The 22,606-nt window shown below is 47.6% G+C and carries 20 protein-coding genes; 16 read left to right on the top strand and 4 right to left on the bottom strand.

The genetic code is table 11. The features are described 5' to 3' along the window. The first annotated feature begins 55 nt into the window (after nucleotides 1-55). The 11 genes from F8C67_RS10410 to F8C67_RS10460 all read left to right on the top strand — a co-directional run bounded on the left by F8C67_RS10410 (nucleotide 56) and on the right by F8C67_RS10460 (nucleotide 12,628). The gene (locus F8C67_RS10410; RefSeq protein ID WP_151667783.1) at nucleotides 56-826 is read left to right on the top strand and encodes a DUF4382 domain-containing protein; all 771 of its coding nucleotides are present in this window, start codon (nucleotides 56-58) and stop codon (nucleotides 824-826) included. Nucleotides 827-1,223: 397 nt separating this feature from the next. Continuing rightward, the gene (locus F8C67_RS10415; protein WP_151667784.1) at nucleotides 1,224-1,715 is read left to right on the top strand and encodes a hypothetical protein; all 492 of its coding nucleotides are present in this window, start codon (nucleotides 1,224-1,226) and stop codon (nucleotides 1,713-1,715) included. 37 nt (nucleotides 1,716-1,752) lie between these two features. After that, a complete protein-coding gene (locus F8C67_RS10420) occupies nucleotides 1,753-3,078 on the top strand; it encodes a DEAD/DEAH box helicase (protein WP_151667785.1) in 1,326 nt (441 codons plus the stop codon). Between the two features lie 94 nt (nucleotides 3,079-3,172). Continuing rightward, complete coding sequence (locus F8C67_RS10425; protein ID WP_151667786.1) at nucleotides 3,173-3,637, top strand: MarR family winged helix-turn-helix transcriptional regulator; 465 nt, start codon at nucleotides 3,173-3,175, stop codon at nucleotides 3,635-3,637. Continuing rightward, the gene (locus F8C67_RS10430; RefSeq protein ID WP_151667787.1) at nucleotides 3,634-4,767 is read left to right on the top strand and encodes an efflux RND transporter periplasmic adaptor subunit; all 1,134 of its coding nucleotides are present in this window, start codon (nucleotides 3,634-3,636) and stop codon (nucleotides 4,765-4,767) included. Before F8C67_RS10425 ends, F8C67_RS10430 begins: the two co-directional genes overlap by 4 nt. Then, nucleotides 4,764-7,925 carry an efflux RND transporter permease subunit gene (locus tag F8C67_RS10435; protein ID WP_151667788.1) on the top strand — a complete coding sequence of 1,054 codons (3,162 nt, stop codon included), beginning with the start codon at nucleotides 4,764-4,766 and terminating at the stop codon, nucleotides 7,923-7,925. The genes F8C67_RS10430 and F8C67_RS10435 overlap by 4 nt, the downstream gene beginning before the upstream one ends. After that, a complete protein-coding gene (locus tag F8C67_RS10440) occupies nucleotides 7,897-9,207 on the top strand; it encodes a TolC family protein (protein ID WP_151667789.1) in 1,311 nt (436 codons plus the stop codon). Before F8C67_RS10435 ends, F8C67_RS10440 begins: the two co-directional genes overlap by 29 nt. 60 nt (nucleotides 9,208-9,267) lie before the next feature. Beyond that, complete coding sequence (locus F8C67_RS10445; RefSeq protein WP_151667790.1) at nucleotides 9,268-9,861, top strand: N-acetylmuramoyl-L-alanine amidase family protein; 594 nt, start codon at nucleotides 9,268-9,270, stop codon at nucleotides 9,859-9,861. Between the two features lie 137 nt (nucleotides 9,862-9,998). Continuing rightward, a complete protein-coding gene (locus tag F8C67_RS10450) occupies nucleotides 9,999-11,717 on the top strand; it encodes a DEAD/DEAH box helicase (protein WP_151667791.1) in 1,719 nt (572 codons plus the stop codon). 48 nt (nucleotides 11,718-11,765) lie between these two features. Continuing rightward, on the top strand, nucleotides 11,766-12,110 hold the full coding sequence (locus F8C67_RS10455) for a TfoX/Sxy family protein (RefSeq protein ID WP_151667792.1): 345 nt from the start codon (nucleotides 11,766-11,768) through the stop codon (nucleotides 12,108-12,110). Then, on the top strand, nucleotides 12,107-12,628 hold the full coding sequence (locus F8C67_RS10460) for a GNAT family N-acetyltransferase (protein WP_151667793.1): 522 nt from the start codon (nucleotides 12,107-12,109) through the stop codon (nucleotides 12,626-12,628). The genes F8C67_RS10455 and F8C67_RS10460 overlap by 4 nt, the downstream gene beginning before the upstream one ends. Here F8C67_RS10460 and F8C67_RS10465 read toward each other — a convergent pair. Beyond that, nucleotides 12,620-13,078, bottom strand: coding sequence for a response regulator (locus F8C67_RS10465; protein ID WP_151667794.1), 459 nt, complete (start codon nucleotides 13,076-13,078; stop codon nucleotides 12,620-12,622). The genes F8C67_RS10460 and F8C67_RS10465 overlap by 9 nt on opposite strands. 119 nt (nucleotides 13,079-13,197) lie before the next feature. Beyond that, nucleotides 13,198-13,530, bottom strand: coding sequence for a hypothetical protein (locus F8C67_RS10470; RefSeq protein ID WP_151667795.1), 333 nt, complete (start codon nucleotides 13,528-13,530; stop codon nucleotides 13,198-13,200). 95 nt (nucleotides 13,531-13,625) lie between these two features. Between F8C67_RS10470 and F8C67_RS10475 the strand changes: the two genes are divergently transcribed. Beyond that, nucleotides 13,626-14,528, top strand: a complete 903-nt coding sequence (locus F8C67_RS10475) for a bestrophin family protein (RefSeq protein WP_151667796.1) — start codon at nucleotides 13,626-13,628, stop codon at nucleotides 14,526-14,528. Further along, nucleotides 14,528-14,953 carry a RidA family protein gene (locus F8C67_RS10480; protein ID WP_151667797.1) on the top strand — a complete coding sequence of 142 codons (426 nt, stop codon included), beginning with the start codon at nucleotides 14,528-14,530 and terminating at the stop codon, nucleotides 14,951-14,953. Before F8C67_RS10475 ends, F8C67_RS10480 begins: the two co-directional genes overlap by 1 nt. An 856-nt stretch (nucleotides 14,954-15,809) precedes the next feature. Here F8C67_RS10480 and F8C67_RS10485 read toward each other — a convergent pair. Both F8C67_RS10485 and F8C67_RS10490 read right to left on the bottom strand, forming a co-directional pair. Beyond that, nucleotides 15,810-16,544, bottom strand: a complete 735-nt coding sequence (locus F8C67_RS10485) for a hypothetical protein (protein ID WP_151667798.1) — start codon at nucleotides 16,542-16,544, stop codon at nucleotides 15,810-15,812. A 46-nt stretch (nucleotides 16,545-16,590) separates the two neighbouring features. Continuing rightward, the gene (locus F8C67_RS10490; protein WP_151667799.1) at nucleotides 16,591-17,664 is read right to left on the bottom strand and encodes a transporter substrate-binding domain-containing protein; all 1,074 of its coding nucleotides are present in this window, start codon (nucleotides 17,662-17,664) and stop codon (nucleotides 16,591-16,593) included. A gap of 111 nt (nucleotides 17,665-17,775) precedes the next feature. Between F8C67_RS10490 and F8C67_RS10495 the strand changes: the two genes are divergently transcribed. From F8C67_RS10495 to ileS, 3 genes are all read left to right on the top strand, one after another. Further along, the gene (locus F8C67_RS10495) at nucleotides 17,776-18,261 is read left to right on the top strand and encodes a hypothetical protein (RefSeq protein ID WP_151667800.1); all 486 of its coding nucleotides are present in this window, start codon (nucleotides 17,776-17,778) and stop codon (nucleotides 18,259-18,261) included. A 91-nt stretch (nucleotides 18,262-18,352) separates the two neighbouring features. Further along, on the top strand, nucleotides 18,353-19,060 hold the full coding sequence (locus tag F8C67_RS10500) for an SDR family oxidoreductase (protein ID WP_151667801.1): 708 nt from the start codon (nucleotides 18,353-18,355) through the stop codon (nucleotides 19,058-19,060). 107 nt (nucleotides 19,061-19,167) lie between these two features. Beyond that, the gene (gene ileS, locus F8C67_RS10505; RefSeq protein ID WP_223277553.1) at nucleotides 19,168-22,566 is read left to right on the top strand and encodes an isoleucine--tRNA ligase; all 3,399 of its coding nucleotides are present in this window, start codon (nucleotides 19,168-19,170) and stop codon (nucleotides 22,564-22,566) included. Nucleotides 22,567-22,606: the final 40 nt, after the last annotated feature.

Below are 22,606 nucleotides of genomic sequence, written 5' to 3' on the forward strand. Positions count from 1 at the left end.
TGAAGGGTTATCCAAATTAACTCCCTTTCACAATCATTTAAAATCCTATTATACTATGACTTACGGTAAGAAAGTGCTTCTCGGAATTTTTGCATTGAGCACAGCGCTTGTGTCCTGCTCTGAAGAAGAACCAACTTCCAATGGTACGTCAAAAATGAACGTTCACCTCACCGACGCACCATGCGATTATGATGAGGTAAATATCGATGTTCAAGAAGTTGTTGTTATCTATAACGACAGCATGCGCGAAACACTCACAGCAATCAACCCAGGTGTATATAACATTCTCGATCTCAATAATGGTATCGATACACTCATTGCAACTGAAGACATCCCATCTGGAGAAATAAATCAAATTCGCTTGGTGCTAGGGTCGAATAATACCGTGATGGTAGATTCCATAATCTATGAAATGAAGACACCAAGCGCGCAGCAATCTGGATGGAAAATCAAATTCAACGAAGAGCTCATAGATGGTGTTACGTACGATGTAACGCTCGACTTTGATGCTTGCAAGAGTATTGTGCTCACAGGAAATGGAAAGTACATCTTGAAGCCGGTTGTACGCGCATTCGTAGACGCCACTTCAGGAGCTATTGAAGGTTACGTGCAACCAGATTCTGCCGTAACATATACGTATGTGATTGATAATAACGACACCGTGGGAACCATCCCTGATACAACAGGATACTTCCGTATTCAAGGTTTGTCTGCCGGAACGTTCGACGTATACTTCGATGCCACCGCGCCTTACACCAACCAAACTGAAACTGGTGTGAATGTTACTCTTGGTCAAGTAACTGATATCGACACCATCCAGTTCTAAGTCTGGCCAACTAAAACACAAGAATAGCCCCGGCAGAAATGTCGGGGTTTTCTATTTTGAAAAAGTTGTAACTTCATGTATTCACCATCCTATGAATTCATGAGTTTCACCTCACAGAAGCATCGCCTGCAGATGCTTAGGAAAACCTACAGAAAGCAACTCGCACTTTCCGTTGCCCTTATTGCAGTCCTAGGTATTTTTGTTTGGATCAACGGCCTATCCTGATGTTTCAAAAGCTTGCCTTTTCAGTTCTGCGTCTGTTTCCTTCCCTCGTTGAAGCGGACCTCACCCAATTGTCAAAACCACAAAAAGCACTGTTAGGCGCTAGACATTTTCTAACGATGTCGATCTTGGAAAAGGAAAACCCCGCAGACGCTTACCTCCGAAATAAGAACCAATGAAATCGCTTTTTTTAGCAGCACTCTCCCTGCTGTTGGCATCCAACTTGATGGTTGCACAACCCGATTCGCAAGATGAGGAAAGAGAAATAGTCGCCGTGACAGAGCTGATGCTCGAAATCGTCTCAGGCGTCCCTGGCGACGAATACGACTGGGATACCTTTCTGTCGCTATTCATGCCCAACGGGAATCTCTCGGCGATATTCCCAGATACCAGCGGTAACTACACCGTTCATGAGGGAATGGTTCAAGATTGGATATCTCGTGCAGGCCCGCATTATGAGCGGATGGACTTCTTCGAAACTGCGGATAGCACTTTTGTGCTACACACGGGTAAAGTTGCACAGGTCTGGCAGTACTATCATACATACACAAGTACAGGTGACACGCTCTCCACTGGCGTGAATGCCTACCATTTGATTAAGCACGAAGGTCGTTGGAAGGTAGCCCATTTAATGTGGGACACGCTGACCGAGAAAGAAGAGGAATAATTCCATTGCTAAACAAATAAACCTCATCTTTGAGACCATGAAATTCAGTGAGTTCGGTCTCGACGAACAGATATTAGAAGCCATTCATTATGCCGGCTTCGAGGAGGCTACCCCCATTCAAGAAAAGGCAATTCCCATCATTCTCGAAAACAGAGATTTGATTGGTTGTGCCCAAACAGGAACTGGTAAAACAGCCGCCTTTATCCTTCCCGTACTTCAACAAATAAAAAAGGAAAGTCCGAAAGGAACTTCTACACTCATCATTGTTCCTACACGAGAGCTTGCACTGCAAATCAACAACCAGATTTCAGGCATGGCATACTTCACAGATGCCCACTCCGAAACGGTGTATGGCGGCGGTGGAGCCGATGACTGGGATCGCGAAAAAGGCGCGCTTACGAACGGTACCGACATCATAGTTGCTACACCTGGAAAGCTTCTCGCTCACCTAAAAATGGGCTATGTCAAGTTCAACGAAGTTCGTCACCTCATTCTTGATGAGGCGGACCGTATGCTCGACATGGGATTCTATGAGGATATTATGAAGATCGTTGAGAATCTTCCCAAGAAGCGTCAGAACCTACTCTTTAGCGCAACCATGCCGCCAAAGATTAGAAAGATGGCCAAAGACATCCTTCACGAACCCGAAGAGGTGAACATCGCCATCTCCAAAACGGCATCAGGCGTGAAGCAATCCGCATACTGTTGCTACGACGAGCAGAAAGAAGCACTTGTAGAGGATATCGTTCTCGCCCGACCAGATTATGATTCAATCATCATCTTCTGTTCAAGAAAGAATAAAGTAAACGGTGTCGTTCGCAGACTTCAACGACGAAATTTCGATACCGCAGGCATTTCGTCTGACTACGAGCAGAACGAGCGCGAAGAAGTGCTCATGAAGTTCCGCTCCAAGCGTATTCGAATCCTCGTTGCAACCGACGTTTTGAGCCGTGGTATTGATATTCAAGATATCTCGCTCGTCATAAACTACGACGTTCCTAACGCACCTGAAGACTACGTACACCGCGTAGGCCGAACAGCGCGTGCAAACACCAAGGGTGAAGCCATCACGTTTGTCAACCCAGACGATATGCGCAAATACAGCCGCATAGAAAGTCTAGTTGGTCCCGTTGTAGAAATGCTCCCCCTTCCAGAAAAGCTTGGTCCCGGACCTGAATATAGAGCAAGCTCTGGTGGCGGCAGGAACCAGCGCCGTAACTTCAAAAAGCGTCCGAACAACAAGCGCAACTTCAAAGGCAAAGGCGGTAATTCTGGCGGAAACAAAGGCGGAAGACCACAAAACCGACAGGGTGGAAATCGTCCGAAGGGCAACTCTAATTCCGGCAGCAAGCCACAATCCTAACTCTTAAAGGCTATCCACAACTTCAGTTGGAATAAACAATTCTTTGTTCCAACATTTGTTGCATTAACGCAACTGTTGTAATTTCGCAACTAATATGGCGAAACACAAAGCAACGGTTGACCAGCTCGGGTATGTTTTAGGCCGCATTCACAGGCGAATTAGAGCCAATGTGGAGCTGCGCAGACCCGAACTTAAAGAGGCTCATCAGTTCGAGACCATGATCTTGTTGCGCATACTTCAGCAGCGTGGCGGAACTATTCCTCAAAGCGAAATCACTGAGTATATGCCAATGTTAGACAGACATCGCATTTCGCGACTGTCGGTCGCCATGGAAGACTCTGGTTTCATAACCCGCACACCCAACCCAAATAACCGCAGGGAGAATATTCTACATGCTACCGAAAGCGGTAAAAAGCACGTGGAAGAATTTGTAATTGCGGCGCGCGAAGCGAACCAACACATATTTAACGGGTTGTCTCACGAGCAGGTCGACACCCTATTTGACACACTTCAACATATCCTCAAAAACCTAGAGGACCACACAAACACAACTCCATGAAAATTGAAAGAGTAGTCGTATTGAGCATACTGGGGAGCATCGCGGTGCTTGCCGTAGCGATGTTTATTTCATCCCAGCTAAGCGCTCAAGCACAACCTCCCAAGCGCGGCGGAGCCAAAATCACGAAATCGGTAATTATAGGAGAAGCAAGTCCAGGGAAAACCTCATTTGAGCTTCCAGTGTATGGCAAAGCCGAAGCGTATAACCGAATTGAGCTCTACGCCGAAGTTACCGGCGTTCTTCAATCGACAAATCCCGCTTTCCTAGAAGGCAATCGCTTCACTCAGGGTCAGACACTCCTTCGAATTGAAGACAGCGAAGCAAAGGCCGCATTGATGAGTCAGCGTTCGAACTACATCAATACCCTTACCCAAGTGCTGCCCGACTTGAAGCTAGATTATGCCGACATCTTCCAAGAATGGCAAGCATATCTCGCCAACATTGAAGTGGACAAGGCAACTCCGGCACCACCTACTGTGGAAAACGCTCAGGCTAAAATCTTCCTCACATCAAGAGGCGTCTTTGCCGCGTATCACAACCTCAAGAGTACCGAAGAACGTTTGTCAAAATACCACGTTCGAGCACCTTTCAACGGCGTAGTGACACAGTCTTCCATTCGCCCCGGAACGCTTGTTAGAGCTGGTCAGCCCTTGGGTGTATTCATCGACCCAACCTCATTCGAAGTGGAGGTGTCGATTTCATTGCGCTACCTCGATTTCTTAAATGAAGGAAACGAGGTGACCCTCACAAGTCCAGATATTGAAGGCGAATGGAAAGGCTCCATCATCAGAATAAACAAGGGCGTTGATGCAACTTCTCAAACTGTAAAAGCCTACATCGGCGTAAAGGCCAACAACCTTCGTGAGGGGATGTACTTGAACGGTACTCTCCAAGGCGTTGAACTCGATGATGTTTCGAAAGTGTCTAGGCGATTCATTATCGACAACAACCACATTTGGACCGTGAACCCAACCGATAGCACTCTGGTAAAAAAGGAGATTGAGATTATTGAATACACGGACCAAGACGCTCTGATCAGAGGGCTCGATCAAGGGGATTGGTTCGTAAATCAAGTTGCACCGGGCGCTTTCCAAGGCATGAAAGTCAACGTAACTCAGCCTGAAGCATGAGAAGTGCCATAAAGTTTTTCATCAAGTACCCAGCGGCCGTATACACCATCATGTTCGGCATTTTGCTGTTCGGCGCTGTGTCGTACTTCCAGATGAACACCACTTTCTTTCCTGTTAACGAAAGTCGTGTAATCAGCATTCAAGCGGTTTATCCTGGCGCCTCTCCGCAAGAAATCGAAGAAGGCATCATCCAAAAAATCGAAGATAACCTAAAGGGAACTTCGGGAGTAGAACGATATACCTCTGTATCTTCAGAAAACAGCGCAAGCATCACGGTGGAAGTCCTCAAGGGATACGATACCGACAACGTTCTTGAAGATGTAAAGAACGCCGTAAACAGTGTTCCGTCCTTCCCAACGGATATGGAGCCGATTGTGGTTTACAAGCGTGAAAACCTCAACTTCTGTATCAATTTTACCATCAGTGGGGAGAACATCGACTTACTTACCCTGAAGGAGATTGCAAGGAATGTAGAGCGCGATATGCGCAACGAGGGGGATGTTTCGAAAATCACTTTGAACGGTTTCCCAGATGAGGAAATTGAAATTGCATTTGATGAAGCCGCATTGCGTTCCTACGGAATCACATTCCAACAAGCCGCTGCAGCAGTCGCTCAGAGCAATCTCGACATCACCGGAGGTACCATCAAAGGAGATAATGAGGAGATTCGAATTCGCGCTGAAAGCAAGGCATATACCGCCGATCAACTGGTAAACATCGTTGTTAGAGCAGACGCCAACGGCTCCATTGTATACCTCAAAGACATCGCCTCCATTCGCGATCGCTTTGCAGATAACCCAAGCCGAACAGAAATGAACGGCCGTCCAGCTGTGGAAGTCCTCGTACAAACTACCGACGACCAGGACTTACTTCCCACGGCTGAATATGTTCGCGGGTACATCGAGGAATTCAATGCCTCTCACGAAAGTGTGAAAGCAGAAATTGTTCGGGACTTTTCGGTAACGCTGGAGCAACGTAGAGACTTACTCCTTAGCAACGGTGTTGTAGGGGTACTACTTGTCCTTTTCCTCCTGAGCTTCTTCTTAAACATCCGACTTGCCTTCTGGGTAGCGCTTGGAATCCCCATTTCGTTCTTGGGAATGTTCATTCTGGCTCAATTCTTCGGAATCACAATCAACGTAATCTCCCTCTTCGGGATGATTGTTGTCGTGGGTATCCTCGTAGATGACGGAATCGTAATTTCTGAGAACATCTACCAGCACTATGAAAGCGGCAAAAGCCTCACCCGTTCAGCCGTTGAAGGCACTTTAGAGGTGGTTCCAGCTGTACTTTCGGCTATCCTTACCACCGTTATTGCCTTTAGCTCATTCTTCTTTATTGATGGACGGTTAGGTGACTTCTTCGGCGATTTGGCCTTCATTGTAATTGCAACATTGCTGATCTCCCTAGCAGAAGGATTCCTATTCCTTCCCGCGCACATCGCTCACACCAAACTCAAGTCTCCTCAAGCTAAAAAGAGCCGACTTGAGCGCGTTATGGACAACATCATGGAGTGGCTTCGCGACAAACTCTACTCTCCGAGTTTGCGCTTCTTCCTAAAGTATCGATTGATTGCCCTTTCGATGTTCGTAGGATTGCTCCTCATAACCGTAGGTGCCATTCGAGGCGGAATCATTGGGCTCACATTCTTCCCATTCATCGAGCAAGACAATATCGAGGTGACCTTGAGCATGCCTGCAGGAACGCGTGAAGAAACCACGCAGAAGTGGCTAGACTACATCGAAGAAAAAGCATTGGAAGCCAACGTTGCTCTCACTGAGCAGAATATCGATACTTCCGATATCATCGTAAATATCCAGAAGACCGTTGGACCGACGACTTACCAAGGAAACGTCAACATTATCCTCCTAGATTCTGAACGTCGTTCCATTCGTTCGGCCGAAATAACCAATGCCATTCGTGAAGCAGTAGGTAGCATCTACGAGGCAGAAAACCTCAGCTTCGGCACTTCCACTCCATTTGGAAAACCGGTATCCGTTTCACTTCTCTCGAACGATCTCGAACAGCTCGAAAACGCCAAGAATGAACTCAAGGCGAACATGGCCGATATTGCCATTCTTCGAGACGTGATCGACAATGACAAAGAGGGAGCGCGCGAGGTACACCTCACGATGAAAACAAAAGCGCGCCTATTGGGGCTCACGCTTCAAGATGTACTTGGACAAGTGCGTCAGGCTTTCTTCGGATTCGAGGCCCAGCGCCTTCAAAGAGGTCAGGATGAAGTAAAAGTGTGGGTACGCCTCGAAGAAGAGGACCGAAAGTCGATTTACCAACTCGAAGAATTACTCATCCGCACGCCTACTGGAGATGCATATCCACTTCGTGAATTGGCCTATTTTGATATTGAAAGAGGAACCGTTTCTATCAACCACTTGGATGGGCAGCGTGAGATTCGAGTAGAAGCGGACCTTGCCGATCCTGATGAGAGTGCACCCGCCATCATTGCTAACATTCAAGATTCTGTTCTCCCTCCGATTCTAGCGAAGTATCCTGATGTACGCGCGAGTTTTGAAACAGGCCAGAATCGCGAAGCCGCAAAGACGCAAAAAAGTGGAAAGTTGGTCTTCCCCATCATTTTTGGGTTGATGTTACTAGTGATCACTTTTACGTTCAAGAGCGTATTGCAAACGGCAACACTAGTGCCGCTAATCATCTTCAGTTTCACTGGGGTTGCATGGGGTCACTTCCTTCATGATAAGCCGTTGAGCCTATTCTCCTTCCTTGGAATCATTGCCTTGATTGGGGTGATTGTAAACGACAGCCTTGTACTTGTTGGGAAGTTCAATCAAAATATGAAGGAAGGTATGCGCTTCGACGAAGCCGTTTACGAAGCGGGGCGTCAGCGTTTTCGCGCCATCTTCCTAACCACAATCACCACGGTTGCTGGTCTGGCTCCCCTCATTTTTAACAAGAGCTTCCAAGCTCAGTTCTTGGTACCGATGGCCATTTCGGTAGCCTATGGAATCGCCTTTGCAACCGCGTTGACGCTAGTATTGCTTCCGGTTTCATTGTCGTTGTTGAATGATTTTAGAAGGTTCTTGCATACGGCATGGACAAACGAAAGAGTAGAAAAAGAAGCGGTAGAGCCCGCAGTAAAAGCATATAGAAATGAACAAGAGCATCCTGATTTGCAGTAGTCTAGCGCTAGCTGCCACGTCGGCCTTTGGGCAAACCCAGCTGACGTTAGACTCGGCGATTACGCGTGCCGTTCAGGAGAATCACGGTATAGCAATCGCTCGAAACAACACTTCAATTGCCAGCAACAACGCTCGGCCGGGTGTAAGCGGACTTTACCCTACCATCAGCGCTACGGGCGGAGCAAACATCACTCAGAACGATACTGAGATCGAATTCGTGACCGGTGAAGTTCAAAATGTGGATGCGGCTCGAACCGCATCGACAAATGCGAACATCGGGATGAGTTACGTGATTTTTGATGGAATGCGTAACTGGAAGTCGTTCCGACAAGCGCAAACCCAAGAAGATGCGTCATTTGCCCAGCAACGTCTCACCGTAGAGAACACACTGGTCAGCGTGATTGCGCAGTACTACGAGGTAGCTAGGCAAACACAGAACGTGCAGGTGGCGGAAGAAGCCATTGCCATTAGCTTAGATAGATACGAGCGTGCAGAGCTTCGCAAAGAATTGGGTGCAGGTGTAACGCTAGACCTGCTAAATGCGGAGGTTGACTTAAACCGCGATAGTGTAAGCTATAGAACAGCATATACACAGCTTCAAAATGCCAAGCGCAATTTGACTGTGCTTTTGGCGACGAATCCATCCACCGATTTTGAAGTGGATACGACCGTTGAATTTGCGAGCTTACTTCCCCTTCAAGATTTCAAGGAACGTGCTTTAGAACAAAATGCGTCGCTTGTTTCAGCACGTAAAAACCAGCGTGCAAGTGAGTATGCCATTGGCGTAGCCAGCAGTGGGTATTGGCCTACTTTGAGCTTGAATGGCGGCTATGGATTCAACAGACAAGATGCAGAAGCCGGTTTCTTGGTGAGCAACCAAGCAACAGGTTGGAACGCCGGTTTGACCTTGCGTTGGAACTTGTGGGACGGACAGGTTACACAAACCCGGACCGACAATGCGCGTCTTCAGGCTGAAACGGCTCGGAGACAAGTGCTGAATACAGAGCAACAGTTGATGACCGACATTGAAAACGCATACAATACATATGTAAACGCCCTCTATGTGATGCGCACGGAAGAACGGAATGTAGAAACATCGCGATTAAACTTCCAACGCACGAGAGAGAGCTTTCAATTGGGTCAGGTGACGAACACCACCTTCCGAGAGGCACAGTTGAACTTCATCCGTTCTCAAGCTGCGTTGCTGGATGCGAAGTACTTGGCGAAGGTTGCAGAGATTCGACTATTGCAGCTCTCAGGCATCCTTTTAAATAATAATTAACAGTATCAACAATAGACCTTCTGGTTGAGTCGTTAGGATATTCACCTAACTGACTCAATCATGAAGCATCTAGCCGTTTTTGCAGTCCTTTCTTTGTTCGGAAGCGCATTCGCCCTTTCGGAATCCCAGAAACTCCACCTTGTAATTGATCCGGGCCATGGCGGAAAAGACCCTGGCCATCCGGTTGAGCAGGTTTACGAATCTGATATCAATTTGCAATGGGCATTGGAATTGAAGGAGGCGGCAGAAGCCCGCGGAATTGAGGTCACCCTTACCCGAGAAGAAGATGAATTCATCCAGCTATCTGACCGAGCTGCTATTGCCGATGCGATAGAGGATGACAATGTTGTTCTAATTTCTCTTCACCAAGCAGCTAGCAACAACTCAGATGCAAAAGGGACACGGGTGTACACCTCTGAAGATGCAGATGAAGCCACTAAATCTCTTGCTGCGATAATCAAAGCACATCTCGACACTATATATGAGACGCGTTTAGAAGAGGGGGATTTCTACATGCTGAGAAACCGAAACTATCCTGCAATCATGATTAGTGCTGGATTCATGTCAAACGCCGACAATCTTGAACTCCTTCAATCTGAAGAATTCAGAGCGCAGTTTAACGACCAATTGTTGAACGCTCTAGTAAAAGAATAGGCGAAATCATCTTATCGTATTGAATTTCACTACCTTCGCGGCCTTAAAGAATGCATTTCTGCGAAACTGGCCCGCGCAAGAGATGATTCGGGAATGAACTGGGCCAAACGTTGCACAAGCAACATAACGGTCCATTTATGACTACTTTTTCCGACCTCGGACTTCGTCCCGAGCTATTATCCGCATTGAATAAAATCGGTTTTGAAACACCAACTCCGATTCAAGAAGAGGCCATCCCAAAATTGTTGAATGGCGACAGAGACCTCATTGGTCTTGCCCAGACAGGTACTGGTAAAACCGCAGCCTTTGGTCTTCCACTTCTTCAACATGTAGAAGAAGATTTTTACCATGTACAGTCTTTGATTCTCTGCCCAACACGCGAGCTCTGCCTGCAGATCACGAGTGACCTTGAGAAATTCTCAGCCGACCTCAGATCGGTAAAGCCCGTAGCTGTTTACGGTGGTGCTTCTATCGGCGTTCAAATTAAAGCCCTTCAAAAAGGTGCTCAAGTTGTAGTTGGCACGCCGGGTCGTGTTCTCGACTTAGTGACACGCCGTAAGCTCGACCTCAGCAATCTTGAAGTTCTTGTTCTCGACGAGGCCGACGAGATGCTCAATATGGGATTCAAAGATGACTTGGATGCCATTCTTTCTACCGCTCGCGAGGATCGTAGAACTTGGTTGTTCTCCGCTACTATTTCTCCAGAGATTTCGCGCATTGCTCGTCAGTACATGCACGAGCCGGATGAAATTGCTACCGCAGCGAAGAACTCATCATCAGCAAACATCACCCATCAAGCTTGTACGGTAAATGCCCGCGATAAATATGCGGCCATCCGTCGAATTCTAGATGCGCACCCAGATATTTTCGGTATTGTATTCTGTAGAACGAAAGCAGAAACACAAGACGTTGCCGACAAACTCATTCGCGATGGCTATAACTCTGATGCGCTTCACGGCGATTTGAATCAGAATCAGCGTGACGTGGTAATGAGAAGATACCGTGAGAAGAGCCTCCAAGTGCTGGTAGCTACGGACGTTGCTGCTCGTGGTCTCGACGTGAAAGAAGTTACACACGTAATCCATTATCAGCTTCCTGACGATCCTGAGGTATATGTACACCGTTCGGGTAGAACGGGTAGAGCTGGTAAAACGGGTGTTTCAATCGCCATTGCGCACCACCGTGATGGTCGCAAGTTGAAGTCAATTGAACGATTGATTGGCAAAGACTTCGAGCATATCGAATTGCCTTCAGGATCAGAAGTGCTTACGGCTCGTGCTAAGTTTTGGGTGGATGAAATCATGAACTCTGAAAGCAACGAGGAATCGTTAGAGCACCTTTGGCCAATTATCGATGAAGGGTTGAAGGACCTCGATAAGACTGAGCTGCTTCACCGTGTAGCGGGCATGGCGCTTCAGGAATACATCAACGAATACAAGTCGGCTCAGAACATCAACATGACTATGAAGAGAGATCGTCATAGTGATCGCGAAAGTTCTGGTTCAGGCGAATTTGCTATCTTCAAGTTGAGCTTGGGTGCGCGTGACCGCATCAACAAGGGTACTTTGATGAAAGAAATCAACCGTATGCGTGCCATCAAGGGTATTGAAATCGGTAAGATTCGTATTCATGAAGACCACACCATTATTGAGCTCGACAAATACCGTAGCAGCGAGGCGTTCAAGGCATTCAAGCGCTGGTCGTACTTCGGCAAGAAGGTTTTTGTTGATCAAATGGATGAGATGACAACGGCTGATCGCAGCTTCCAGAATAAGCCGAAAGGTGGTCAACGAGGAGCGGGTCACCGTGGCGGCGGACCGAAAGGTCAGCATCGCGGTCGCAAGAATCGCCGATAAGACAAGCGTAGGCTGCGGTTTATTTTCGAACTTTAGAAAAACGAACCGATGGCCTACGATACTTTCCTTTCAGATCGAATTGAGCGCGCGCTCAAGGAAACGGGTACCAACTATGCAACCAAGCACATGTTTGGCGGCCTCGCCTTTATGGTAGACGACAAAATGTGCTGTGGCATAGTCAGGGACGACCTCATGGCGCGTGTTGGTCCCGACAGACAAGCTGAAGCTCTTGAGCAAACAGGCGCTCGTCCCATGGAATTTACCGGTCGCCCCATGAAGGGCTATGTATTTGTCGACTCTGAAGGGTTGGACACAGATGCCGACCTTATGAAGTGGATCAAGTGGTGTTTGGAATTCAATCCACACGCGAAATCAAGCAAAAAGAAGAAATGAAACGGTATGAAACGGCGCGGACCTATGTTCGTCCGCTTGAAACTACCGACATAGAAGGCTTCGCTGAATTAGAAGCCAATCCAAACGTAGTTAAGTATACCGGCTACCCTACGGCGTCGAGGGAAGAAGCAGAAAAAGACCTAGCCCATATTATCGAGAACTACGCTATTGACAATCCGGATAAGCTTATTTGGGCTGTGATTCGAAAGAACGATGATGCCTTTCTGGGCACCATTGCGTTAGTCCCTTTTAAGGATGGCGTTTGGGAAATTGGCTACCGATATTTGGAGCGTCATTGGGGCAATGGGTATGCGAAGGAACTCCTTCCGGTACTGTTGGAATGGGGTTTTTCTTTTCCCCATATCGTGGCAATTTACGCGGAGGCTGATGTTGAGAATCCTGCATCCACCAAAGTCTTAGATCGGCACATGCGGTTTGTGAAGGAAGCTGAAAATACGGCGTTGAAATGTGTGGATAGGCAGTATATCCTATCTCGAGAGGACTGGTTGTCAGCCTAGAAATTTAGAAAGCACCAAGTTGGTTGCTTGAGCCAAGTGAGCTTTGGCAATTACGCCTTTCATTCCACATTCGATGGCCTTTTCTTTAAGCTCAGAAGAAGATGTGGCGGTTATGGCCACTATAGGAAGGTCACTTGATGGATGGCTTTCGAAGAACGTTCGGCACACGTCGAGACCATCCATCCTAGGCATAGCGACGTCCATAAACACAACGTCCCAATCTTCGTTTTCCAAACGGTATAAAGCGTGCTTTCCGTCTACCGCGAATTCTGGCATGATGCCCCACTTTTCGAGTTCGCGTGCGAGCGTCATTCTGCTCAAGGCATTATCCTCTACGATGAGGACACGCGCATCGGGATACGATTGCAACTTTACATCTGATTCGGAAACCAGCTGGGTGGAGGCAGTTCTTTGGCGTTGTGCAGTAGACGAACTTAGTGAATCGGGCATGCTGAAATGAACGAAATTTGTCTTCAACCGTGAGCCCAATTTCGGCAAAAGCGATGAGAATTCCGACAAATTGCAAAAAAACCAAAGCGCTACGAACTGAAGTTAGCGTCAACTCTACACTAAGCAGCGGATGCCTGCTCTAATGATTCAACACTAATAATGGCAGCCTTTGTGGCCAATCTCAATTTCGCCTTCAAAATTGCTATTTCGCGCTTTTGCTCTTCAATCGTGTTTTGCAGACGATCTACAAGCAATTCAATAGGCTTAGCTCCGCCAAGCGCTCTTTCTGAGGGGTTAGACATTTGCATTTTTCTTTCTGATATGGATGAGTAAATTCCTGACATACCCTTAAGTAAGTCAAAGAAATAGAGCGAGATGGCCGAAATTCGATAGCTCGAAACATTCAAGCTGTAAACGACCAAAAAGCTGTGATTTACATCCCGCGGAATCATTTATCGTTGATTTTGAATCGTTTGTCTGGCAAAATCTACGGTTCATCATTTTTGAATTGACTTTCAGATGTCCGCCCTAACCCTATCTTTGTTCAATGCTCATCCAAAAAAACTGGTCAGTCGGAGAAATTTTGCGTCGTACTTGGCGCATCAACCTCATCATCCTCGGTGAAGTTGGTATTGTCGTTCTCGGATACCACTATTTCGTGCAAGATGATTTTGTGGTTCCAATCTCTGTGGCCGCTATTCTGGGTACTGCGATTGCATTCTTCATTGGTTTCACGAACAACCAGGCATATGACCGTTGGTGGGAAGCCCGTAAAGTGTGGGGAATGATTGTGAACGATTCCCGTTCATGGGCTCGTTCAGTGCTCACGTACTGGGACGAGGGCGATCCGAAGCATACCGAAACAAAACATAGAATGGTCCGCCGGCACCTCGCCTGGCTACACTGTGTGAAGAATCACTTGCGTGGTTTGGAGTCAACGACCTACGCCGTATACCTCAACGCCGATGATCGAGAAAAGGTGCGGGATTCAAAGCATCAGCCCAACACGATTTTGTTGATGCAATCTCAGGACATACATCGCGGATTGAAGGAGAAGAAGCTCGACCCATTTGCCTTTAAGGCCTTGGATGAAGCTTTGGTTCGAATGACAGACCAAATGGGAATGTGTGAACGGATTAAGAACACGGTATTTCCGACAAGCTATGTGTTCTTCACGAAATTCTTCATCTTCCTTTTCATCAGCCTGAATGCTATTTCAATTCACGCCATCTTGGGATGGTGGGCTATCCTTTTTGGATGGATTATCGGGTATGTGTTTTATACGACGTTCTACAACGGACTCACGATTATGAATCCGTTTGAGAACCTCCCATCGGACACTCCAATGAGTGCACTTACCCGCACGCTAGAAAGAAACTTATTAGAAATGTTGGATGAGCCTGACCTCCCAGAGTCGCTAGAGCCTATCCATGGAGAATACTTACTGTAATGAGCAAGATTAACGCTGAAGACGCCCCAAAACCAGTTGGCCTTTACCCTCACGCACGAAAAGTTGGCAACCTTCTTTTCTTATCTGGTGTTGGTCCACGTACCGCTGGTTCCGACGCCAACGATAGTGGAGTTCCGGGCCTAAAGCTCGACCATAACGGCAATTTTCTTGAGTTCGATTTTGAAGCTCAGGTGCACAGTGTGTTCAACAACGTCAAGCGCATCTTGGAGGCCTCTGGATCTAGCTGGGAGCAACTCGTAGACGTGCAGGTGTTCTTGGTAAACATGAAGCGCGACTTCCACACGTTCAACAAGATTTACGCGGAATACTTCAAGGAGAACCAGCCTTGTCGCACAACGGTTGAAATCAACAGCCTGCCTACACCCATTGCGATTGAATTGAAGTGTGTGGCGACGGTGGAGTGAGGTGAAAGTCGGCCCTTTCCGTGACCCGGCACGGGCGAAAGCACCGTGCCTATCGAAAGTTCCGACCCTATCCTAAGCCCGGCACGCGCTAAAGCGCCGTGCCTATCGAAAGTTCCGACCATATCCCAAACCCGGCACGCGCTAAAGCACCGTGCCTCTTGCCTCGTTTTGCGCCATGTCCGTTCACCGACGGGTTTTTCTAGGCACTCCGATGATTTTGATTTTGGCGGTTTTGCTTTTTGCGATTTTGCAGCTTGCCCGACTACCGGCGGGAAAAACACCCCCGCGAACACACCTCGGGCTAAAGCCGCGAGGCTATGATAATTATCCCCGCCAGCCGGCGGGGAATCGCATCAGAATCCCAGCTATATCCCAAGCCCGGCACGCGCTAAAGCACCGTACCAAGCGAAGGGAATTCAGCGCAGCTATAAATTACAAAACGCATGTGGGCGATTCTCCGCACCTGTTTTGCGATTCTTGCACACTCCGATGATTTTAATATTTGCGGTTTTGCAGCTTGCCCGACTACCGGCGGGTGAAACCCGCACCGCGAACACACCTCGGGCTAAAGCCACGAGGCTATGATAATTATCCCCGCCAGCCGGCGGGGAATCGCGTTAGAATCCCGACCATATCCCAAACCCGGCACGCGCTAAAGCACCGTGACTCTTGCCTCGTTTTGCGCCATGTCCGTTCACCGACGGGTTTTTCTAGGCACTCCGATGATTTTGATTTTGGCGGTTTTGCTTTTTGCGATTTTGCGAGAAACACACACGATGATCCACCACGCTCATCCCTCATTCTCACTACGAGCGTCCTCTCCGTGACCTCTGATTCTCTGTGTGAGGCAACCCCATCAAAGCACCACCCCAAACTTCACAAACGCCGCATTCACTCCCGTTACCTGCAGGTTATACGAAGAAGGCGATTTGCTCTCTACATCTTCAACAAAACCGGGACTAAACCTCTTATAGTTTATCTCTCGGCCAGGGTTGAAGGATTGGGCAGCTTCAATCGAAACTGAAACGCCAACATAGAGGCTCTTGGAGATGAAATAATCTATCTCTGCGTATCCCCCAAGAAAGAGCTGATAGTTGTTGTACGTGATTGGATCCTCGAAATAGTTTCCGTAGAGATTCGCGTCAGCATACTCCTGAGCAGAGTGCGAATAATCGTAAGTCGTTCTTTGGGTATTGATGCCCGCTCCGATTTGCGGACCGTACAAAACTTGCCAATTTGTGCCAATGTCAGACATCCACAGGAATGAATAGCGGGCGTCGGCTTGGACACTGAAGTTCGAATAGGAATATTGATACTCACCCGTAGGTTCAAAATCAACATCGTCCACACCATTTGCATATATGAACATGTTGGCGTTCACCTGATGCGCGACGTTCGATCCGTAGTAGCGGAAATCTAGCCCGTCAAACCAATTGGCTGGACCGAAGCCTTGGTTTCCGCCAAAGAGTAAATCGGGACGGAAAGAAAGTCCAATTGCATAGTCTCCGGAAGTAGGACGATTTGATTCAGTTTGTGCCGTGGCTGCATAGGAACAAGCCACAATGGCTAACGATAGCGCTATAGCCTTCATAGTTTCAAGTGTTTAGGTTCTTGTGATGAACGCAGAAAGTACGAAACTATTTCAAGCCATAGAATTCTCGAATGGCTATCCAGTCCATTCCATTGAGATTGCGTACCAAGGTCAGGTTTACTTGATCTATAATGTTGACCTCCTTGTTGATTGGAAAGCTGTAGTAATCCGTTCGAATACCGGTCTTCAAGATCTCTAAATCTTCACCTAGCTGAGTTTCAGAAAGGGCATAGCGCAAGAGCACCCGATCATAAATCACGTAATCTGCACCGCCTTTATGGAGAATTTCCAGGGCTTCTTCCACTGAAGACGTTCCCACGTATGGAATGTTGAAACTACTCAAGTAATCACTCGTGCTGGTATTGTCGACCGTCACAACGCGATACGACTTTAGGTCGCGCACGGATTTTATATCGGATTCAAATTGTTGAGCGGTTAGGGACGATGCAATACCAGCGGTTAATCCGGAAATTCCAACCACTGCAGTGATCATCCATATGAAGGCAATAGCTCGTCCGATTCCGGTTTTTGGCGCTTTATCTCCATATCCAACGGTGGTCATAGTTACTGCACTCCACCAAAATCCGTCGCCAATTCCCTTTAAGCCCTTTCGAAATTCGTGGTTTTTTCTTCGCTCGATGATCCAAACCACCAATCCGAAGACGAGAATTATCACTCCCAGACCAAAAATGCCAGAAATAAATTTCCACGTGAAAATGCTCCTGATGAATGTGAAGTACCGGTTGCTTCGCTCTTGGACAACTGCGGTATCAGTAATATAAAACGGCTGGGTGAAATGCACTTGTCCTAACCGAAGGGGCGTAACGGTAACAGGGTTTACACTCATGTCCACCTCGCCAGAGGCGACAGCGTCGAGCATATCCTCAACCGTCTCATATTCAACATACTCTGAATGCCAATAGAACTCTCGGTCTATTCTTTCCCAAAAATTCACAATGGGGCCGTGGACTCCAGATTCGTCTATGGCTACGAATGGAGGAGCGTGTTTAACGCCGATCCGAATCGTGTCGTTTGGACCAAGAAATTTAGTTGAATCAGCCAGTTGACTGAACGAGGCAAATGAACACAACAACAAGAAAAGTGTGAAAGAAAATCTCATGATTCCTAAACAAAGAGTTCAATATCCAGTTGAAAAATACGGATACCTATGGCGGAAAACGCTATTTTAGATGGAAGTATCCAACTTTTTTAACAACCTAAAGCTAACAAGATGAAGAAAGTTTTAGCAATTGCAGCTTTTGCATTTGGCCTTTCATTCGCGTCTAATGCACAATCAATTAGTCCTAACGCAATCGGAATTCGTGCGGGTGCTGGGAACGGCCTCGGAACAGAAATTTCTTATCAGCGTGCGATGGGCAGCAACAACAGACTTGAAATTGATCTCGGCTTAAATTCAAATGATAACCTCACAGTCATCGGCATTAACGGGGTTTACCAATGGGTTTGGAACCTAGACGGAGGTCTCAATTGGTATGCCGGCGCAGGTGCTGCAGTTGCCACATGGGATTATGATGACGATTTCCCAGGCTCTCCAGAAGGCGGTCTAAACATTGGTGCTACTGGCCAACTAGGTCTTGAGTACAATTTTGACTTCCCCCTCCTCTTAAGCCTCGACTGGCGTCCAAACTTTTGGGTACTAGACGATGCAGGGTTCGATTGGAATGGAATAGCACTGGGTATTCGATACCAGTTCTAAACCATCGTGAACAATATCCAAAGCCGTTCGTCTTCTTGATGAACGGCTTTTTTTATTCCCACATTCAAAACACAAAAATCAAAATACAGATATGTCAAGTCTCCAAAATAAAGTTGCCCTCATCACAGGCGGTTCCAAAGGAATTGGCCTCGGAATCGCTCAAGCTCTTGCTGCAGAAGGCGTAAAAGTTGCGGTTACTTCTCGATCACAGTCGAGCGCAGACGCTGGAGCAAAAGAGGTCAGCAACGATGCACTGGGAATCGAAGCAGATGTGCGTAACCGCGCGTCTATGGACGCTGCTGTGAAAGCTACGGTAGACCGTTTCGGCAAAATTGATTTCCTAATCGCCAATGCCGGTCTTGGTCATTTTGCCTCTATTGAAAATCTTACCGATGAGCAATGGCACGACACAATCGATACCAACTTGACCGGCGTATTCCACACCATTCGGGCTGGCCTAGATGAACTAAAGAAGTCCAAGGGATATATCATCACCATTTCAAGCTTGGCTGGCACCAATTTCTTCCCAACAGCCTCTGCTTACAACGCTTCAAAATTCGGGCTTACCGGTTTTACCCAAGCCGTCATGCTCGATCTACGCCACCACGGAATCAATGTAAGCACCATTATGCCAGGTTCGGTAACGTCGCATTTCAACGGACATACACCAAGCGAAGAAGACGCGTGGAAGATTCAACCGGAAGACATTGGGGAGCTTTGTGTTGACCTCTTCAAAATGAATCCGAGAGCACTTCCGAGCAAGGTTGAAGTTCGACCTGCACGACCGCCTCAGAAATAAAATAGCAATCTATCCTATCAAGAGGGCAAGCTAGTGGCTGAATAGCTTCTAGAAACCCTCTCGTTTTCGTACTTTCGCGCATCTAAAATCGACGAAAGTCCTTGATGATGAGCGGAAAGCCACAGAAACCATACAAAGAATATTCGCACCTCGATCTCACTGATGCCCACAAGGACATCAAACAAAAGTGGGAGCAGGAAAATACGTTTGAGAAAAGTGTGTCTACTCGTGAAGGCGGCAAAAGCTACGTTTTCTACGAGGGACCTCCATCTGCAAACGGGCTTCCAGGCATTCACCACGTGATGTCGCGCACCCTTAAGGACATGTTCTGCCGTTTCAAAACGCAACAAGGTTTTAAGGTGGTCCGCAAAGCGGGATGGGACACACACGGCCTTCCTGTTGAACTCGGCGTCGAGAAAGAGCTCGGCATCACCAAAGAAGATATCGGCAAAAGCATCTCTGTAGAAGAATACAACGAGGCTTGTCGAAAGGCGGTCATGCGCTACACCGATGTGTGGTCGAACCTCACCTCAGAGATGGGGTATTGGGTGAATATGGATGATCCGTACATCACCTACAAAACCAAATACATCGAAACCGTTTGGTGGCTCCTCAAGCAGATCTACAACAAAGATTTGCTATATAAGGGATACACCATCCAACCGTACTCACCAAAAGCGGGAACTGGTCTGAGTTCACACGAACTCAACATGCCGGGCACGTACAAAGATGTTACCGATACCACCATCACCGCACAATTCAAAGTGGTGGCCGACGAAAAGTCGAAGGCCCTATTTGGCGATGAAGAAACTTTCCTGCTTGCTTGGACGACCACTCCGTGGACGCTTCCATCGAACACAGCATTGACTGTTGGTCCTAAAATCGATTACAGTCTCGTAGAGACCTTCAATCCATACACACAAGAACGCATCAGAATCGTTCTGGCCACCCCACTGCTCTCTTCTTATCTGAAAGAAGGAGACAAGGTAGACGGTGAGCTTGAAAACTGGGATGGCAACAAGAAGACCCTTCCTTGGAAAGTGCTCAAGTCGTTCAAAGGTGCCGACCTCGTGGACGTACGCTATGAGCAGCTTCTTCCTTGGGCTCAGCCATACCAGGATGCTAATCAGGCTTTCCGAGTGATTCCTGGCGACTTTGTGACTACGGACGACGGTACGGGAATCGTTCACACGGCTCCGACGTTTGGTGCAGATGATGCCAAGGTTGCATCCGCCGCAGGCGTACCTCCAATGCTCGTTTTGGATGAAAATGACAACCCCGTTCCGCTCGTTGACTTACAAGGTCGATTTGTGAAAAGTGTTGGCGAACACGGAGGTAAATACGTCAAGAAAGAATACTACAACGACGATGAAATGCCGGATCTCGGCGTGGATGAGGAAATCGCAATCCACCTCAAGAAGACGAACCGCGCATTCAAAGTTCAGAAATACGTTCACAGCTATCCGCACTGTTGGAGAACCGATAAGCCGGTGCTCTATTATCCACTAGACAGCTGGTTTATCCGCACAACTGCCGTAAAAGATCGATTGATTTCTCTCAACAAAGAAATCCAATGGAAGCCTGCTAGCACAGGAACGGGTCGTTTCGGAAACTGGCTTGAAAACTTGAATGATTGGAACCTTAGCCGCTCGCGCTTCTGGGGAATTCCACTTCCAATTTGGTCAACCGAAGAAGGCGACGAACGCATCATCGTTGGTTCGGTTGAAGAGCTTGTGAATGAAATTGACAAAGCCGTTGAAGCTGGGCTGATGGATGAGAATCCGTATGCCAACTTCGAAGCGGGAAATATGGACGAAGCCAACTACGATCAGGTTGACTTGCACCGTCCGTATGCCGACCGTATCACCTTGATAAGCCCAAGTGGAAAGCCGATGAAACGAGAGGCTGACCTCATCGACGTTTGGTTCGATTCAGGTTCGATGCCGTACGCTCAAATGCACTATCCATTTGAAAACAAAGAGCGTGTTGACTCTGGTGAAGTTTTCCCAGCGGATTACATCGCTGAGGGCGTTGACCAAACACGTGGTTGGTTCTTCACACTGCATGCTATTGGAACCATGGTGTTCGACAGTGTAGCTTACAAGAATGTGGTGAGCAACGGCCTCGTGCTCGACAAAAACGGACAGAAAATGTCGAAGCGTTTGGGCAACGCGGTGGATCCATTCAAAACGATGGATCAATACGGTGCGGACGCAACGCGTTGGTACATGATTACGAATGCGCAACCTTGGGACAACCTCAAGTTTGATGAATCTGGAATTGAAGAGGTAAGAAGGAAATTCTTCGGCACCCTCTACAACACATACGCCTTCTTCGCGCTTTATGCGAACGTCGACAACTTCACGTACAGCGAAGCCGATGTACCGTTGAAGGATCGTCCGGAAATTGACCGCTGGATTCTCTCGGAATTGAACACCTTGATTAACGATGTTACCTCGGGATTGGAGAGCTATGAGCCTACTCGTGCCTTCCGTGCGATAAGTGACTTTGTGAACGACAAGTTGAGCAACTGGTACGTACGCCTTTGTAGAAGAAGATTCTGGAAAGGAACGATGGGTACCGACAAGCTTTCGGCGTATCAAACCCTCTACACTTGTCTTGAAACGGTTTCAAGATTGAGTGCTCCGTTGGCGCCATTCTTCATGGATCGCCTTTTCCGCGATTTGAATGCTGCAACGGGAAAAGATAATTCTGAGAGCGTGCACCTATCGCAATGGCCTTCGGTTGACAACTCTGCCATTGATGAGGATTTGGAGGAGCGCATGCACCTTGCACAGCAGTTGAGCTCAATGGTTCTCAGTTTACGCAAGAAGGAGAAAATCCGTGTGCGTCAGCCTCTGAGAAAAATCACCGTCCCTGTGCTTAACGACACCTTCAAGAACCGACTATCAGCAATTGAGAACTTGGTGGCATCAGAAGTGAACGTGAAGGCAGTTGAAGCAGTAGACGAAAGTGCAGGAATGTTCGTTAAGAAAGCCAAGCCAAACTTTAAGACCTTAGGTCCAAAGTACGGCCAGCTCATGAAGGGCATAGCCGGCTATGTAAATCAGATGGACACGGATGCCATCCGTGCGTTTGAAGCCAACGGAAGTTTGGAAATTGACGTAAATGGTGAGAGCGTGAAACTCGAGTCAGAAGACATCGAGGTATCGACTGCCGACATCCCGGGAATGCTTGTAGCATCTGAGAACGGAGTGACCGTGGCATTGGATATTACGCTTGATGAAGAACTCACTGCTGAGGGCTTGGCCCGTGAAGTGGTGAACCGAATTCAGAATCTCAGAAAGGACTCTGGTTTGGATGTAACAGATCGCATCTCGCTTACACTTGGTGGATCTGGTGAACTCCAAAAAGCAGTTGAAGCCAATTCAGAATACGTTTGTTCTGAAGTGCTCGCAGAAGATTGGAAGTGGGAAGAAAACGGTGATGCAACATCGGTAGAAATCGACGATTTCACGCTGAAAGTGCACATCGAAAAAGCATAATTGGAATTCTGCGGATAATAGTTCCAAAAAACTATATTCG

This window comes from Phaeocystidibacter luteus (assembly GCF_008933115.1).
GTDB classification, from domain to species: domain Bacteria; phylum Bacteroidota; class Bacteroidia; order Flavobacteriales; family Schleiferiaceae; genus Phaeocystidibacter; species Phaeocystidibacter luteus.

Coding starts and splice junctions, on each gene's coding strand:
- F8C67_RS10410 (WP_151667783.1), top strand. CDS start 56: ATGACTTACGGTAAGAAAGTGCTTCTCGGAATTTTTGCATTGAGCACA.
- F8C67_RS10415 (WP_151667784.1), top strand. CDS start 1,224: ATGAAATCGCTTTTTTTAGCAGCACTCTCCCTGCTGTTGGCATCCAAC.
- F8C67_RS10420 (WP_151667785.1), top strand. CDS start 1,753: ATGAAATTCAGTGAGTTCGGTCTCGACGAACAGATATTAGAAGCCATT.
- F8C67_RS10425 (WP_151667786.1), top strand. CDS start 3,173: ATGGCGAAACACAAAGCAACGGTTGACCAGCTCGGGTATGTTTTAGGC.
- F8C67_RS10430 (WP_151667787.1), top strand. CDS start 3,634: ATGAAAATTGAAAGAGTAGTCGTATTGAGCATACTGGGGAGCATCGCG.
- F8C67_RS10435 (WP_151667788.1), top strand. CDS start 4,764: ATGAGAAGTGCCATAAAGTTTTTCATCAAGTACCCAGCGGCCGTATAC.
- F8C67_RS10440 (WP_151667789.1), top strand. CDS start 7,897: ATGAACAAGAGCATCCTGATTTGCAGTAGTCTAGCGCTAGCTGCCACG.
- F8C67_RS10445 (WP_151667790.1), top strand. CDS start 9,268: ATGAAGCATCTAGCCGTTTTTGCAGTCCTTTCTTTGTTCGGAAGCGCA.
- F8C67_RS10450 (WP_151667791.1), top strand. CDS start 9,999: ATGACTACTTTTTCCGACCTCGGACTTCGTCCCGAGCTATTATCCGCA.
- F8C67_RS10455 (WP_151667792.1), top strand. CDS start 11,766: ATGGCCTACGATACTTTCCTTTCAGATCGAATTGAGCGCGCGCTCAAG.
- F8C67_RS10460 (WP_151667793.1), top strand. CDS start 12,107: ATGAAACGGTATGAAACGGCGCGGACCTATGTTCGTCCGCTTGAAACT.
- F8C67_RS10465 (WP_151667794.1), bottom strand. CDS start 13,078: ATGCCCGATTCACTAAGTTCGTCTACTGCACAACGCCAAAGAACTGCC.
- F8C67_RS10470 (WP_151667795.1), bottom strand. CDS start 13,530: ATGATTCCGCGGGATGTAAATCACAGCTTTTTGGTCGTTTACAGCTTG.
- F8C67_RS10475 (WP_151667796.1), top strand. CDS start 13,626: ATGCTCATCCAAAAAAACTGGTCAGTCGGAGAAATTTTGCGTCGTACT.
- F8C67_RS10480 (WP_151667797.1), top strand. CDS start 14,528: ATGAGCAAGATTAACGCTGAAGACGCCCCAAAACCAGTTGGCCTTTAC.
- F8C67_RS10485 (WP_151667798.1), bottom strand. CDS start 16,544: ATGAAGGCTATAGCGCTATCGTTAGCCATTGTGGCTTGTTCCTATGCA.
- F8C67_RS10490 (WP_151667799.1), bottom strand. CDS start 17,664: ATGAGATTTTCTTTCACACTTTTCTTGTTGTTGTGTTCATTTGCCTCG.
- F8C67_RS10495 (WP_151667800.1), top strand. CDS start 17,776: ATGAAGAAAGTTTTAGCAATTGCAGCTTTTGCATTTGGCCTTTCATTC.
- F8C67_RS10500 (WP_151667801.1), top strand. CDS start 18,353: ATGTCAAGTCTCCAAAATAAAGTTGCCCTCATCACAGGCGGTTCCAAA.
- ileS (WP_223277553.1), top strand. CDS start 19,168: ATGAGCGGAAAGCCACAGAAACCATACAAAGAATATTCGCACCTCGAT.